The sequence below is a fragment of the Pedococcus sp. NPDC057267 genome, assembly GCF_042668795.1.
GTDB lineage: Bacteria > Actinomycetota > Actinomycetes > Actinomycetales > Dermatophilaceae > Pedococcus.
The window spans coordinates 1-15317 of sequence record NZ_JBHUYG010000051.1; the positions used below are offsets into that span (position 1 = coordinate 1).

11 protein-coding genes and 1 tRNA gene are annotated in these 15317 nt (G+C 73.4%); 5 read left to right on the forward strand and 7 right to left on the reverse strand.

Translation table 11 applies throughout. The features are described from left to right. Positions 1-102 precede the first annotated feature (102 nt). From ACFUC1_RS12180 to ACFUC1_RS12195, 4 genes are all read right to left on the reverse strand, one after another. The gene (locus ACFUC1_RS12180; protein ID WP_379120043.1) at positions 103-3414 is read right to left on the reverse strand and encodes a response regulator; all 3312 of its coding nucleotides are present in this window, start codon (positions 3412-3414) and stop codon (positions 103-105) included. A gap of 171 nt (positions 3415-3585) precedes the next feature. Next, positions 3586-4911: a nucleotide disphospho-sugar-binding domain-containing protein gene (locus ACFUC1_RS12185; protein ID WP_379120045.1), complete on the reverse strand. Its 1326-nt coding sequence runs from the start codon at positions 4909-4911 to the stop codon at positions 3586-3588. Beyond that, entirely contained in the window at positions 4908-7121 is a 2214-nt protein-coding gene (locus ACFUC1_RS12190) for a glycosyltransferase (RefSeq protein ID WP_379120047.1), read from the reverse strand. Before ACFUC1_RS12190 ends, ACFUC1_RS12185 begins: the two co-directional genes overlap by 4 nt. A 75-nt stretch (positions 7122-7196) precedes the next feature. Further along, positions 7197-8270 (reverse strand): YeiH family protein, encoded by a 1074-nt coding sequence (locus ACFUC1_RS12195; RefSeq protein WP_379120049.1) that lies wholly within the window; start codon positions 8268-8270, stop codon positions 7197-7199. Between the two features lie 96 nt (positions 8271-8366). Between ACFUC1_RS12195 and ACFUC1_RS12200 the strand changes: the two genes are divergently transcribed. Both ACFUC1_RS12200 and ACFUC1_RS12205 read left to right on the forward strand, forming a co-directional pair. Further along, on the forward strand, positions 8367-9272 hold the full coding sequence (locus tag ACFUC1_RS12200; protein WP_379120051.1) for a LysR family transcriptional regulator: 906 nt from the start codon (positions 8367-8369) through the stop codon (positions 9270-9272). Positions 9273-9442: 170 nt separating this feature from the next. Next, positions 9443-9736, forward strand: coding sequence for a hypothetical protein (locus tag ACFUC1_RS12205; RefSeq protein ID WP_379120053.1), 294 nt, complete (start codon positions 9443-9445; stop codon positions 9734-9736). Positions 9737-9882: 146 nt separating this feature from the next. Here ACFUC1_RS12205 and ACFUC1_RS12210 read toward each other — a convergent pair. Both ACFUC1_RS12210 and ACFUC1_RS12215 read right to left on the reverse strand, forming a co-directional pair. Further along, positions 9883-9959, reverse strand: a tRNA-Phe gene (locus tag ACFUC1_RS12210). Positions 9960-10079: 120 nt separating this feature from the next. Then, complete coding sequence (locus ACFUC1_RS12215; protein WP_379120056.1) at positions 10080-11003, reverse strand: diiron oxygenase; 924 nt, start codon at positions 11001-11003, stop codon at positions 10080-10082. Between the two features lie 51 nt (positions 11004-11054). Between ACFUC1_RS12215 and ACFUC1_RS12220 the strand changes: the two genes are divergently transcribed. Next, a complete protein-coding gene (locus ACFUC1_RS12220) occupies positions 11055-11684 on the forward strand; it encodes a TetR/AcrR family transcriptional regulator (RefSeq protein ID WP_379120058.1) in 630 nt (209 codons plus the stop codon). Between the two features lie 142 nt (positions 11685-11826). Here the strand turns inward: ACFUC1_RS12220 and paaZ are convergent, their stop codons facing one another. Continuing rightward, positions 11827-13863, reverse strand: coding sequence for a phenylacetic acid degradation bifunctional protein PaaZ (gene paaZ / locus ACFUC1_RS12225; protein WP_379120060.1), 2037 nt, complete (start codon positions 13861-13863; stop codon positions 11827-11829). Between the two features lie 146 nt (positions 13864-14009). On the opposite strand from paaZ, the gene paaA reads away from it, so the two are divergent. Next, the gene (gene paaA / locus ACFUC1_RS12230) at positions 14010-15002 is read left to right on the forward strand and encodes a 1,2-phenylacetyl-CoA epoxidase subunit PaaA (RefSeq protein ID WP_379120062.1); all 993 of its coding nucleotides are present in this window, start codon (positions 14010-14012) and stop codon (positions 15000-15002) included. Next, a complete protein-coding gene (paaB, locus tag ACFUC1_RS12235; RefSeq protein ID WP_379120064.1) occupies positions 14999-15313 on the forward strand; it encodes a 1,2-phenylacetyl-CoA epoxidase subunit PaaB in 315 nt (104 codons plus the stop codon). The genes paaA and paaB overlap by 4 nt, the downstream gene beginning before the upstream one ends. Positions 15314-15317: the final 4 nt, after the last annotated feature.

Genomic DNA, 15317 nt, shown 5'->3' on the forward strand with positions numbered 1-15317 from the left:
CCTCTCCGACCGGCCGTCTGCGTGTTCCCCGGCGGACGTCGCGTGCCCCGACCGGCGGGTGGGCGGTGCCCCGCCGACGGATCCGGTGGGCGGCCCCGCGGCTCAGCCGGCGCCGACACCCTCGCGGTAGGCCCGCAGGGCGTCGACCGCGAGCCGGCGCCGGTGCTCGAGCTCATCGAGCACCGGGTCTGCGACGAGCACACCGTCCTCCCCGCGCAGCTCCACCTCCAGGCACAGGGAGGCAAGGGAGGCGGCCCCCAGGTTGGAGGCGGTGCCCTTGAGCCGGTGGGCTGCCCGACCCTGGCCGTGCGCGTCACCGGCCGTGTGCGCCGACCGCAGCGCGTCCATGGTCTCCGCCGTGCTGGTGTCGAACCGGTCGAGCATCCGCAGCAGCAGGCTGGGGTCGTCCGGGTCGAGCTCGAGCAGCTCGCCGAGCCGGTCGAGGTCCAGGGCGGCGGCGTGCTCGGGTCGGAGGCCGGTGCCCGGTGCCACCGTCCCCCGTGCCGCGGGCTCCCCGGCCCCCTCCGTGGGCGTCCCGGTGGGCGCCGGTGCGGCAGCGGGCGGCGCGGGCGCGCTGGCAGCGCCGGGCTGGGCATCCGCGGCGGCGGGACGGGGCCCCACGAGGCGGTCGAGGACCTCGGTCAGCAGCGCGATGTCCACCGGCTTGGTGAGGAAGTCGTCCATGCCCGACTCGAGGCAGCGCTCGCGCTCACCTGCGATGGCGGAGGCGGTCATCGCGATCACCGGGACGTGCTGCCGGCCGTCCTCGAAGGCCCGGATGGCGCGGGTCGCGTCGTACCCGTCCATCTGCGGCATCTGGCAGTCCATGAGGACCGCGTCGTAGGCGCCGTCGGCGTTCTGGAACGAGTAGTAGCCGGCCAGCCCGTTCTCGGCGAGGTCCACCTCGAAGCCGAGCGACTCCAGGATGCCGGCGGCCACGAGCTGGTTGACCTCGTTGTCCTCGACGACGAGCACCCGGCCGCGGTCGAGCGCCCGGGTCCGGCGCCGCGGGGCGTCCGGCGCCGGGGCGGCCTCGGCCGGCAGGTTCGGCTGGCGGCTTGCGGCCCCCACGGTGTTGAGGGTGTCGAGCAGGGCGGAGGGCAGCACGGGCTTGAGCAGGCTGGCGTCGATGCCGGCGGCTGCGATGTCCCCCGCGTCGAGGTCCATGGCCGAGGTCAGCAGGATGATCCGCGTGGCCTCGAAGCGGGCGTCCGCGCGCACCATCCGAGCGAACTGCTCGCCGTTGACGCCGGGCATGACGTAGTCGAGCAGGACCAGGTCGAACGGCGCCCCCTGCCGCTCGGCCTCGTCGAGCAGGCCCAGGCCCTGGACCCCCGAGGACGCGACGACGGTGTCCACCTTCCAGCCCGCGAGCTGCTCCTCGAGGATGAACCGGTTCGTCTCGTTGTCGTCGACGACCAGGGCGCGCAGCCCGGCGATGACGCTGCTCGTGGGCGCCGGCGGCGCGGACCCGTCAGCGGCGGCGTCGAAGGTCGCGGTGAACCAGAACGTGCTGCCGGCGCCCTCCTCGCTGTTGACCCCGATCCGGCCGCCCATGGCGGTGACGAGCTGCCGGCTGATCGCCAGCCCCAGCCCGGTGCCGCCGTACTCGCGCGTGGTCGAGGTGTCACCCTGGGAGAACGCGGTGAACAGCCGGGCCTGGACCTCCGGCGAGATCCCGGACCCGGTGTCGCTGACGTCGACGCGCAGCTGCACGTGCCCGTCCCGGGCGGACTCGACGGTGCACCGCACCACGACCTCGCCCGCGGCGGTGAACTTCACGGCATTCGCCGTCAGGTTGGCGACCACCTGCCCGAACCGCACCGGGTCCCCTACCACGCGCCGTGGCACGTCGGGGGCACAGGTGACGGCGAGCTCGAGGGCCTTGGCCCGGGCCCGCTCCGCCGACAGGGTGGCGCTCTGCTCGACGACGCTGGTCGGGTCGAACTCCACGTGCTCGAGCTCGAGCCGGCCGGCCTCGATCTTGGACAGGTCGAGGATGTCGTTGACGAGCGCGAGCAGGCTGCGCCCCGCCGAGTCGATGCCGTCGGCGAGGCGCTGCTGCTGCGGCGACAGCTCGGTGCGCCCGAGCAGCTCGGACAGGCCGATGACACCGTTGAGGGGGGTGCGGATCTCGTGGCTCATCGTCGCGAGGAAGTCGGACTTCGCCCGCGAGGCGCGCATCGCGTCGTCCCGCGCCTGGGCGAGCCGTTCGGCCGCCCACTCGCGCTCGGCGACGTGGGCGAACAGGGCACTGGCCTGGCCCACGGTGACGCTGTCGCTGTCCGTCGGCGGGGTCGTGGCCCGGGTGTCCATGACGACCACGCAGGCGGCGCGGTCCTCGGCCACCACGGGGGCGGCGACGAGGTGGGTGCCCTCGGTGCTGCGGGAGATCTCGGGCATGAGGCTGCGGATCGCGGCCCGCGCCAGCCGTCGCGCCTCGTCGACGTCGGCCCGGGGTGCCGGGCGGGTCGGGCCCGGGACCGGGACGAGCTCCCCGTCGTGGGTGACCCGCCACGCGGCGACGGCGCGCCAGCCGGTGTGCTCGGCCACGTCGGACAGGATGCGCGGGATGACCTCCGCGATCGTCGTGGCCTCGTTGGCGGCCGTCGCCATCGACGTCAGGAGTGCGAGGGCCTGCTCGGCGTCCTTGGTCTCGGTGATGTCCTGGGCGGTGCCGCCCATGCGGACCACCCGGCCCCCGGCGTCCCGGGTGGCCTGCCCGCGCCCGCGGATCCACTTCAGCCCGCCGTCGTGGCGGGTGATGCGCGCGTCGAACACGAACGTGCCGGTCTCCATGGCGGCCCGCACGGCCTCCTCGACCTGGGGGCGGTCGTCGGGGTGGATGCGCTCGACGAAGCCCTGGTAGGTGGGCCTCAGGTCGTCCACCTGGTCCAGCTCGTAGATGCGGTAGAGCTCGTCGGACCAGGTGACCGTGTCGGTGACGACGTCCCACTCCCAGCTGCCGATCTTGGCGATGTGCTGGGCCTCGGCCAGCAGCTGCTCGCTGCGCTGCATGCTCTCGATGAGCCGGCGCTGCTGCCGGTAGTCGGTGACGCGGTGCAGCCAGCCCACGTGGCGGCCCACCTCGTCGTGGATGGGGGTGTGGCTGACCAGCGCCCACAGCCGGCCGCCGTCCTTGCGCAGGAGGGCGCACTCGAGGTTGTCCCCGGGCTCCCCGGTCTCCTCGAGCTCGCGCAGGTGCTCGGCGAACTGCTCCCGCCCCACCTCGTCGAGCGTGTCGAAGACGGACAGCCCCGGCATCTCCTCGGGGGAGCGCCCGAGGAGCTCGGCCAGCCGGTCGTTCGCGTACACCGTCCGGCCCTCGCGGTCGAAGACCCACAGCCCGTCGGGGGACGCCTGCGCGAGCCAGCGCTGCAGCTCAGCGGGGTCGATGTCGCGGGGCTCGGGCACGGGCCAATCCTCGCACCAAACGCGTCGTTGTCCGGGCAAACGCGCGCTTCCGGACCCCAAGGACCACCCCTTCGGACGACCCCGGTCGGGCAGGTCGTCGCTGGTCAGTCGTCCTGGTACGACGAGGCTATTGCCTGGCTGTAGGCCTCCCCCCGCCGTCGTCGCGGGGCGCTAGGACGCGGACAGTCGCTCCCCGAGCGCCTCACGGGCGCGCAGCGGGCCCGGGCGTTCGCGCAGCGACGTGGCGAGCTCGCGCAGCAGTGCGCTGCCCCCGTCCTGCCCGGTCGACCCCTCGAGCAGGCGGGAGACGGCTGCGCGCAGGGCTGACGGTCCGGCTGCGTTCGGGTCCAGGACCTCGCCGAGCCCGTGCCGCTCGATCGCGGCGGCGCCGGAGAACTGGTCGGTGGACATGGGCAGGACGAGGAGCGGAACCCCGGCGGTGAGCGCCTCGGTGACGCTGTTGTTGCCGCCATGGGTCACGGCGACCGCCGCGTGCCGCAGGAGCGTCACCTGGGGGAGCGACTCCCGGACCATCCAGTGGCCGGGCAGCGGCTCGAGCGAGGCGCGTGGGGTGGAGCCGTTGGCCAGGGCGACGCGGACGTCGAGGCCGCTCAGGGCCTCGACGACGCGGGCGAGGACGTCGCTGCGCGCCGAGAGGAAGCTGCCCAGGCTGACGTAGACGAGCGGCTGGTCGCCGTGGTCCAGCCACGCGTCGACCTCCTCGTCGCCCGGTTCCTCGCGCACGCACGACCCGAGGAACTCGTGTCGCGGCAGCAGTGCGGTCCGTCGTGGGTCGTGCAGCTCGTCGGGGTAGTTGAGGAGCAGGACGTCGCCGGTCTCGGCGAAGGCGTCCGAGCTCGCGGTCGCGCCCGGGTCGAGCTGGGCCAGGGCGTCGTTCCACTGGGCCGTGAACTCGTCGCGCACCTGCTCGCACAGCCGGCGCAGCCGCGCCAGGCCGTCGGGGTCGGGGGAGAAGGCGGTCGGCCAGTCCTCGGGGCAGCCGTAGACCTCCTGGTCCCCGACGACCAGGGCGGACGGGTGCCCCAGCACCACGTCGGTGTACGCGACGCCGGCAGCGGTCAGCCCGAGCCGGGCACCAAAGGCGAGGTGGTCCACGACGACCGCGTCGGGACGGACGCGGTCCACGACCTCCTGCACGGCCCGGCCGACCCCGACCGGGTTCCACAGCAGGTCGTCGCGCCGGGCAGACGCCTGGAAGGTCAGGGTCTCGACCGCGCCTCGGCGGGTGGCGTCGAAGAACCCGCGCAGCGCGTCGTCCTCGCCGGGCGGCTGCTCCTCGGCCCGGATGACCCCCGGGTTCGAGCCGCGGCCGAGCTGCAGGTGCTCCCGCTCGTACCCGAACCCGCGCACGAGGGCGTCGGTCGCGGGCCCGGTCGCCACGACGACCCGCTCGCCGGCGTCCCGCCAGGCGGTGGCGATGGTGGCGAGGGGGTAGAGGTGCGAGGCGTAGTCGGGGCTGACCACGAGCAGCGTCACGACACGTCCTCCACGACCCGCGGTGCGCCCGGGCGTGCGTCGTTCCCGCTGGCGACGTCGTCGTACACGTCGGCCAGGGCAGCGGCCATCGCGTCGATGCCGAAGCGCTCGCGCACCATGGCGCGGGACCTGCGGGCGCGCTCCTCGGCGCCGTCGACCGAGGCGAGGTCGAGGGCTGTGTGGACGCCCCGCACGAGGGCTGCGGGCGACGACGTGTCGACGAGGAACCCCGTCTGCCCGTCCACGACGTAGGTCGCCGGTCCGCCACCGTCCGGTGCGACGACGACGAGGCCGACGCCCATGGCCTCGAGGATCGCGATGCCGAACTCCTCCTTGAGGCTGGCGCTGACGTACACGCCGGGCGGTCGGCCGGAGGCCGGGTCGCCGCGGCGCACTGCGGCCAGCCAGGCGGCCGTCGTGGAGTTGGGGCGGTGGCCGGCCAGCAGGAGCCCCTGCGAGGCGGCCCGGTCGGGGTCGACGACGTCGGCGATGCGGGCGAGCTCGGCGGCCTCGTCGTCGCTGGGCTCGTCGAGGTCGCCGCCGACGACGAGCAGGTTGCAGCGCTCGCGCAGCTGCGGGTCGTCCGACCACGCGCGCACCAGGGTCGCCATCCCCTTCACGGGGCTGAGGCGCCCGACCGAGACCGCGACCGGGAGGGCGCGTCGCTGCGGCGGCAGCGTGGCGAGCAGGTCCTCGAGCTGGGCCAGGGCGGTGGCGGTGCCCCGCGTGCGCAGAGCCGGTTCGCCGACCTCGCGCACGGCCCGGTCGACGCTGGTGAGGTCGATGCCCTCGCCGACGACCGAGACCGGCACACCGCTGCCCGACAGGTCGATCCCGAGCAGCCGCTGCAGGTCACCCGCGACCTCGAGCCGCGGCAGGACGACCAGGTGCGCGGCCTCGGCCGCCAGGTCCCGCAGGAGGCGGTCTCGGAACCACAGGTGCTCGACGAGGTCCGCATCCCCGAAGCCGTCCCTCGTGAGCGTGCCCGCGGTGTCACGCGCCTCGATGAGGGCCTGCGGGTCCGGCGCGGCGGTGAGCACGAACGGCACCCCCAGCTCACGAGCAGCCTCGGCGGCCGCCATCGAGCCGACGTCCGCCATCCGCAGGTGGATCGCGTCCACCCTTCCTGCGGCCCGCAGGATGCGCCGTATGCCGCGTCGCGCCGCGACTCGGGCCGGCCACGCCCGGGCGATGCCCTGGGGGGAGCCGGCGAGGGGGACGCCGGCGTAGTGGTGGCCGGGGTCGCGCAGCCCGAGGTCGCGGTGCCCGGTGGCGGCACCCGGGGCCCCGAGCGCCACCTGCCCGCGGCCGAGCGGGTAGTGCGCCAGGTCCGCGTGGGTGCGGGAGATCGTGAGGACCCGGGCCCCGTGGGGACGCTGGCGGACGAGGGCGTCGCCGAGCTGGACGAGCAAAGTGGCGATGCCGCCGGTGTCGCCACGACCGGACTGGTGGAGCTGTCCGTCGACGTCCGCGTGGAGGAACAGCTGCGCGACCGCGGGTCCGTCGGGGACGAGCGCGTCCGGGCCGGGGAAGAGGTCGTGCAGCGCGAGGCGGGCGGTCTCGGCCAGGGGGCCGACGCACCGCGAGTAGGACAGCAGCAGCTCCTCGGCGCCCGGGTCGGCGGCCGGCCCCTCGCCCAGGGCGGCGAGGGCGGCACGCCGGACCACGACGGGCTGCTCGACCTCGCCCGAGGCGAACCCGGCGAGCAGCCGCGACGAGTCAGCGCCGGGCACGAGTCCGACGGTCTCGACCAGCCGCGCCTGCTCCTCCACGTCCGACGCCTCTGCGAGGCCCTGCACGAGGGCGGCCCGCACCTGCTCGGGGTCCTGCGCCGCCCAGTGCTCGAGGGTGCGCTGGGCGAGCATGCCCGGAAAGCCACCGGCCGCGACCCTGCGCACCAGCGTCGGCAGGGCGCGGTCGGTGACTGGGGCGAGGCGCAGGGCGTCGAGGGCGTGCTCCGCTACGTGGGGCCGCTCGTCGGCGAGGAGGTCGGCCAGGGCATCGCCCGCCGCCGCGTCGGCGCAGGCGCCGAGCGCGTGCACGGCTGCGATGGCCGTGAGCGGGTCGGCTCCCCGGACCGCGGACCGCAGGATCGGCACCGCGTCACCGCCGGCCGACGCGGCGGCGCGCGCGAGGTCGTCCGCGGCCCGCATGCCCTCGAGGAGGGTGGGCGCGGACGCGACTGCGGCGATCGACGCCCCGAGGTCCATGTCTGGAACGGTAAGTCGGCTCGGGCAGATCCGCCCGCGGGAGAGAAACCGGCAGGCTCGCGGGCGGCCCTCGCGTCACCGGGTGAGGGCGACCCCCGCACACGCGACTCCCAGGACCCACACCGTGGAGACGGTGCCCAGCACCAGGGGCCGCGCACCCATCTCCCGCACCTTGTCGAACCGGACGCCGCAACCCAGGGCGAACATCGCCGCGGCCAGCAGCAGGGTCTGCAGCGTCGAGGCGGTGGTCAGCACGGCGGGGTCGAGGTGCACGGTGCTGCGCAGGACCACGGCGGCGAGGAAGCCGGCAACGAAGAGCGGCAGGAGCGGCGGGCGCGTGCCGGCGTCGCGGGCAGTGCCTCGGCGACGCAGCGAGCCGACGACGAGGATCACCGGTGCCAGCATCAGCACGCGGCCCAGCTTCGTCACGACCGCCACCTTGAGTGCGCCGGTACCGATGACGCCGGCCGCGGCGACCACCTGCGCCACCTCGTGGATGGACGCGCCCGCGACGAGGCCGGCCGTCTGCGGGGCCAGACCCCAGAGCCCGGTCACCGCGGGCACCACGGCGATCATCAGGGTCCCGAAGAGCACCACCATCCCGACTGCGGTCGCGACCTCCTCCTCGTCGGCGTCGGCCGTGTCCTCCATCGCCGCGACCGCCGCGGCACCGCAGATGGAGAAGCCGGTGGCGATGAGCAGCCTCAGGGCGGGCGGGACCCGCAGCCACCGGCCGAGGGCCAGGGTGCCGGTGATGCCGAGCACGACCACGGCGACGACGACGGCGATGGTCCCGCTGCCCAGGGCGGCGATGTCGCCGAGCGAGAGCTGGAGGCCGAGCAGCACCACCCCTGCCCGCAGCAGCCGGCGCGAGGCGATCTGCAGCCCTGGCCCGAGCGACGCGGGGAGGGCGCGGGTGTTCGACAGCACTGCGCCGGCGAGGACCGCGACGAGCAGCGGGCTGAGGCCGGCCACCGCGTGCTGGAGCAGGACGGCGACCACGGCGACGCCGAGGGCGAGGGCGAGGCCCGGCCACGGGAGCGGGCGTCGGGGCTCGGTGGAGGGGGCGGTGGAGGGGGCGGTCGGCACCCGGCCCTCGCGGTCGGCGAGGCGGTCCTGGGTGCGGTCGGGGTCAGCGGTGGTGTCCACGGTGACAACCGTCGCGGACTCCCCTGCCGGCCGGTACCGGGCAATCCGGCATACACTCATAGCCGTCGGCTATGGCTGGGAGCCGAGGTGGAGGGTATGAGTACTCGCTGGCCGGACCTCGAGGTGCTCGAGCTGCTGGTCGCGGTGGCGGAGGTCGGCAGCATCGGCGCGGCTGCCGCCAGCCTGGGGGTCTCCCAGCCGAGCGCCAGCACCAGCATCACCCGGCTGGAACGCCGGCTGGGCCTGGTCCTGGTGAAGCGCTCGAGCCGCGGTTCGGTGATGACGCCCGAGGGGGCCCTGTACGTCGACTGGGCGAGGGACGTCCTGTCCGCGGCCGACCGGCTGCGGCTGGCAACCGATGCCCTGCGGGCGGAGCGGAGCTCGCACCTGGCGCTCGCGGCGAGCATGACGACGGCCGAGCACCTCGTGCCGCGCTGGCTGGCCGCCTTCCGGCGCGAGCACGGCGACGTCGACGTCAACCTCGCCGTGCTGAACTCGGCGAGCGTGGTGGCCGCGGTGCGCGACGGCAGTCGCGACCTCGGGTTCGTCGAGACGGCCGCCGCCCCGCGCGGCCTCAGCTCGGTGACGGTGGCGACCGACGAGCTGGTGGTCGTCGTGGCGCCGGGCCACCCCTGGACGCGTCGCAGGGCCCACCCCGTCACGCCGCAGGAGCTGGCAAGGACCGCGTTGGTGGTGCGGGAGCAGGGTTCCGGGACCCTCCAGACGCTCGTGGAGGCCTTGCGAGGGCGCGGCCTGGCCCTCGTGGAGCCGGCCCAGGCGCTGTCGAGCAACACCGCCGTCCGGGTGGCCGCGACGGCGGGGACCGCACCGGCCGTGCTCAGCCGCCTGGCCGTGGTCGACGCCGTGGCGGGCGGCGACCTCGTGGTCGTCCCGGTGCAGGACCTGTCGATGCGACGCAGGTTGCGCGCGGTGTGGGCCGGTGGTCGGCGACCCGTCGGTCACGCCGCGGACTTCGTCGCCGTGGCCCGCCGGGACGGATGAGCCCCGCAGGGCGTCGCGCCCGTGCGCATGGTCTGCGTACCCGCGTCGCAGAGGCATCCGGAAACACCCCCTCGAAAATCCATCCGAAACTGGCACACTGACCTGGCCAGAGGCGCCCGGCCCGGCACGGCCGGACCCGGGTGCGGACCAACGACCACGAGGGGGCCGCTGTGAGTTTCGTGTTCATGGTGCTGCACTGGCCACACGCCGACCGGCGCGATGAGCTTGCTCGGTCCATGCTCGCCATGCGCGATGCCTTGCTCAACATCCCGGGGTGCGTAGCCGTGGACCCGCCCTACCTCAACGAAGACGGGCAGTGCCTCGTGGGCATCTCCCGCTGGGAGTCCAAGCAGGCCTTCCTCGACTCAGGCATCACCCTTCTGCCCGACGACCACGTTGTCGAGGGCGAAACCCGGCCCCGCCAACGGTTCCTCATGCAAGAGGCGCTGGCCGGCGCCTCGTAACTCCCTCTGGGTGCCACCCCCGGATGACCGCGATGCCTCCTGGCTTCTCCGCTCATGCCGTCCCGGCTCCAACGAGCAGGCTGCACCGACGGTCCCGCGAGGGGGCAACGCTGCAGGTCAGAGGAGAGTTCTGACCTGCGGGTGTGTGGTGGCCAGGGGCGGGGTCGAACCGCCGACCTTCCGATTTTCAGTCGGACGCTCGTACCAACTGAGCTACCTGGCCGTGGTACGCCGAGCGCACCATCGCGACGGGGTGGCCCGCCGCGACCGGACGATCATAGCCCATCGCGGGACCGCCCCTGACACGCCGGCGCCACGGCTCAGACGAGCCGGGCCCCACGGCTCAGACGAGCCGGGCCCGCCGCCAGAGCCGGGCCGACGGGCCGCCGACGAGCCCGCAGTCGGTGAGGAAGGACGTCAGGTTCTCGGCCGCGCCGCGCAGCTTGGCGGTGTGGTGCTCGTTGGCCCGCGCGACGCGCTCGGCGACGTCGGGGTCGAGGCCGACCTCGGCATACACCTCCGGCTGGACGAGGTTGTGGATGATGATGTTGGCGACGACGCCCAGGACAAGGCGCTGGCGGGCCCGCTCGGCCCTGCCCATCGCCTCGGCGCGGCGGGCGATCTCGTCGCGGGCGAAGCGCATGTGCCGCGCCTCCTCCACGACGTGGATCCGGCTGACGGCGCGGGTGAGCGGCTGCACCTGCTCGTCGTCGATGACCTCGCGCTGGAAGATGTCGAGGACCTCCTCGGCGACGAGGATCGAGGCGTAGAGCGACGGCCCGGTGGCGAGGGTCTTGAACAGCCGGCCGAGCTGGTGGTCGAGCCCGGTGGGCTGGTACGAGCGGGCGCCGAACTTCTCCGCGGTCCGGGCGAACATGGCCGAGTGGCGGCACTCGTCGGCGATCTCGGTCAGCGCGAACTGCACGTGCGGCGTCGCCGGGTCCTGGTCGTAGACGTCGCGCAGGATCATCTGCATCAGAATCATCTCGAACCAGATGCCGACCCCCGAGATCGAGCAGAACTCCAGCTCGGTGAGGCGGATCCGCTGCTCAGGCGTCAGCTCGTCCCACAGCGGGGTGGCGTAGAGCGTCGACCACTGCGCCGACATGCCGAACAGGCCCGCTTCGAGCGGCTTGGACCAGTCGATGTCCTTCTGCGGGTCGTACGAGGTCTTCGCCGCGGAGGCGAGCAGCCGCCGTGCGGTGGTGTCTCGGTCGTGGCGCGGGCGCACCCGCTCGAGGGCCGGCGCCGTGGTCGTGGGGGTCATGAGGGCTCCTCAGGATATATGTGAATCCGAGTAACGCCTACCATGGTTCACATGAACACCGATGTCGTCAAGGGGGGCGTCCGACCGGACGGCCGCTCGGAGCGCTGGAGGGCCCACCGCGAGGTGCGTCGTCGCGAGTTCGTCCAGGCGGCGATGACGGCGATCCGGCAGCGCGGGCCTCGCATCGGCCTCGACGACGTCTGCGCGGTGGCCGGGGTGAGCAAGCCGGTGGTCTACCGCCACTTCAAGGACAAGGACGACCTGTTCCGCGCCGTGCTCGAGTCCGCCGCCGAGGACGTGTTCCTGCCACGGCTGGCCGAGGCGTTCGAGCTCGACTCCGCCGAGGACCGCGCCGTCGTCGCGTCGGCCGTCCGCGCCTACGTCGCCACGGTGCGCGAGCACCGTGACCTCTACCGCTTCGCCTTCGCCCACAACGGACTCGGCGACGGCGGCGACTTCGTCGGCGGGGTGGAGTCGGCGGTCGCCCAGGCCCTCGTGGCCCTGCTCGCCACCCGTCGCGGCGAGCCCGCGGACGACGACGAGCACGTGGCGTATGCCGTGGTGGGCCTCGTGCAGCTCGCGACCCACCGCTGGCTCGACCGGCCGACGATCCCCGAGGAGCAGCTCGTCGAGCTGCTCACCTCGTTGGCGTGGGAGGGCCTGTCCCCTCGGGTGGGGTGAGCCAAGAGCGAACCTGGGTTTCGGATCTCCGAAACCCAGGTTCGCTTCTCGTGCAAGGGGTGTGCTGGCGGGTCCGGGCGACCGGTGCCGTCGGGGGCAGGCCGCCAGTGGTTTCGGGTCCGTCGGGTGCGCCCCTCGCTCGTCAGTACTGCGGCTGCTCCTTGGCCACCAGGGTCAGCACGTCGTAGGTCGCGACCGGCTCGCCGGCGGCGTTGCTCACGACGGCGTCCCAGCGCACCTCGCCGTAGTCCGCCGAGCGCCGCGGCGAGATCTGCTTGACGGTGAGCAGCACCGAGATCTCGTCGTCGACCTTGACCGGGGTCAGGAAGCGCAGGTTGTCGACGCCGAAGTTGGCCAGCACAGGGCCCGGGTCGGGCTGGACGAACAGCCCGGCCGCGAGCGACACCACGAGGTAGCCGTGCGCGACGATCCCGCCGAAGAGCTCGTTCTTCTTCGCCGCCGCCTCGTCGGTGTGGGCGTAGAACGTGTCGCCCGTGAACTCGGCGAAGTGCTCGATGTCCGCGAGTGTCACGCGGCGCGACGCCGACTGCACGGTGTCGCCGATCCGCAGCTCCGCCAACGACTTCCGGAACGGGTGGACCTCCTCGATGCGCCGCTGTGACCCCTTCGTCCAGCGGCCGGTGATCGCCGTGAGCATGTCCGGGGAGCCCTGGAGCGCGGTGCGCTGCATGTGGTGCAGGATCCCGCGGACGCCGCCGAGCTCCTCGCCGCCACCGGCCCGGCCGGGGCCACCGTGGACGAGCATCGGCAGCGGCGAGCCGTGGCCGGTGGACTCGGGCGCGGCCGCGCGGTCGAGCACGAGGATGCGCCCGTGCCACGGGGCGAGGCCGAGCGTGACGTCGCGGGCGACCTGCGGGTCGTGCGTCACGAGCGAGCCCACCAGGGAGCCCTTGCCGCGGGCGGCGAGCGTGATCGCCTCGTCGACGGTGTCGTAGGAGATGACGGTGCTCACCGGGCCGAACGGCTCGACGTCGTGCGGCTCCACCGCGCCCTCGCGCGCCCGCAGCAGCACCGGCGCGAGGAAGGCGCCGACGGCGAAGTCCGCGTCGACGAGCTCGGCCGAGTCGGGGTTGCCCCAGACGACGTCGCACGAGGCCTGGAGCGATGCGATCGCCTTGCGCACCTCGTCGCGCTGCTCCACCGACGCGAGCGCGCCCATGCGCACGTCCGGGTTCGCCGGGTTGCCCACGGAGGTTGTCGCGAGCCGGGCACCGATCGCCTCGACCACGGCGTCGGCCATGCCCGAGGGCACGATGGCCCGGCGGATCGCGGTGCACTTCTGCCCCGCCTTGACCGTCATCTCGGTGACCACGCCCTTGACGAACAGGTCGAACTCGGGGTCGTCGACGGTCACGTCCGGGCCGAGGACCGAGCAGTTGAGCGAGTCGGCCTCGACGCCCAGCTGGACGCCGCCGTGCAGCACGTTCGGGTGGCTGCGCAGGATGCCGGCGGTGTGCGCCGAGCCCGTGAACGCGACGGAGTCCTGCACCGTGAGCGCGTCGAGCAGGCCCGACGCGCTGCCGCTGAGCAGCTGCAGCGTCCCCTCGGGGAGGATCCCGGACTCGATGATCCGGCGGACCACGAGCTCGGTGAGGTATGCCGTCTGGCTGGCCGGCTTGACGATGCTAGGCACCCCGGCGATGAAGGCGGGCGCGAGCTTCTCGAGCATTCCCCACACGGGGAAGTTGAAGGCATTGATCTGCACCGCGACGCCCGGCCGGGTGGTGTAGACGTGCTGCCCGACGAACTGGCCCTGGCGCCCCAGCTGCTCCAGGCCGCCGTCGAGGTAGACGGTGTCGGCCGGCATCTCGCGGGTGCCCTTGCTCGCGACGGAGAAGAGCGTGCCGAAGCCGCCGTCGATGTCGACGGCCGAGTCGCGCTTCGTGGCGCCGGTGCGGGTCGAGAGCTCGTAGAACTCGTCCTTGCCCGCCGTGAGGTGCTTGGCGACCTCCTTGATGAGGGCGGACCGCTCGTGGAAGGTCAGGTCCCGCAGCGCCGGGCCACCCACCGTGCGCGCGTGCTCCACCATCGCCCCGACGTCCAGGCCGGTGGAGGAGATCCGGGCGACCTCCTCGCCGGTCGTGGCGTCCCGCAGCGGGGTGCCCTCGTCGGAGGCGCGGAACCACCGGCCCGCGGCATAGCTCTCGAGCATCGACATGGGGTGTTGTCCTCTCCCTCGGTGCGTGCCACACTATTACAGACCGCTCGGTCAGTAAATGCCTGCGCGGCCATTCCCTGTGCCACCGGCTGTGCTCCCTCGCCGTGGCGGGGGATGCTGGTTCCCACCACCCTCGGGAGGACGCGATGACGACGGCTCCGGAACGCACCCGCGGCGACGCCGCAGGCGACGACGCGGCATACGAAGCGGGCTTCGACGCCACCATCGCACGCGGCGACCGCATCGAGCCACGGGACTGGATGCCCGAGGGCTACCGGAGGACGCTGGTGCGGCAGGTCGCGCAGCACGCGCACTCGGAGATCATCGGCATGCAGCCCGAGGGCAACTGGCTCACCCGGGCACCCTCGCTGCGGCGCAAGGCGATCCTGCTCGCCAAGGTGCAGGACGAGGCCGGCCACGGGCTGTACCTCTACTCCGCGTGCGAGACCCTCGGCGTCTCCCGGCAGGAGCTCACCGAGATGCTCATCGACGGCCGGCAGAAGTACTCCTCGATCTTCAACTACCCGACCCTGTCGTACGCCGACGTCGGCACGATCGGCTGGCTCGTCGACGGCGCCGCGATCTGCAACCAGGTGCCGCTGTGCCGCACCTCGTTCGGGCCGTACGGCCGCGCGATGATCCGCATCTGCAAGGAGGAGTCCTTCCACCAGCGGCAGGGCTACGAGCTGCTCATGACGATGATGCGCGGCACCGACGAGCAGCGGGCGATGGTGCAGGAGTCGGTGGACCGCTTCTGGTGGCCGGCGCTGATGATGTTCGGCCCTCCGGACGCCGAGTCGCCCAACACGCAGCAGTCGATGGCGTGGGGGATCAAGCGCAACACCAACGACGACCTGCGCCAGCGGTTCGTCGACATGACGGTGCCGCAGGCCAATGCGCTCGGCGTCACCCTGCCCGACCCCGACCTGCGCTGGAACCCCGAGCGCGGCGCGCACGACTTCACCCAGCCCGACTGGACCGAGTTCATGCAGGTGGTCAAGGGCAACGGACCGTGCAACGCCCAGCGGATCGCCCACCGCCGCAAGGCGCACGAGGACGGTGCCTGGGTGCGCGAGGCGGCGACGGCGTATGCCGCGAAGCAGGCCGCCGCGGCGAACGACGAGAAGGGTGTGGCATGACCGACGAGACCGCCAAGGGCCAGGGCGTGCGCGCCGAGTGGCCGCTGTACGAGGTGTTCGTCCGCGGCAAGCGCGGGCTCAACCACGTGCACGTGGGCTCGCTGCACGCCGCCGACGACCAGATGGCGCTGATGCACGCCCGCGACGTCTACACGCGGCGCAACGAGGGCGTGAGCATCTGGGTCGTGAAGTCGGTCGACATCGCCGCCTCGAGCCCGGACGAGAAGGACCCGATGTTCGCCCCGAGCGGGGACAAGGTCTACCGGCACCCGACCTTCTACACGATCCCCGACGACGTCCCCCACATGTGAGCGC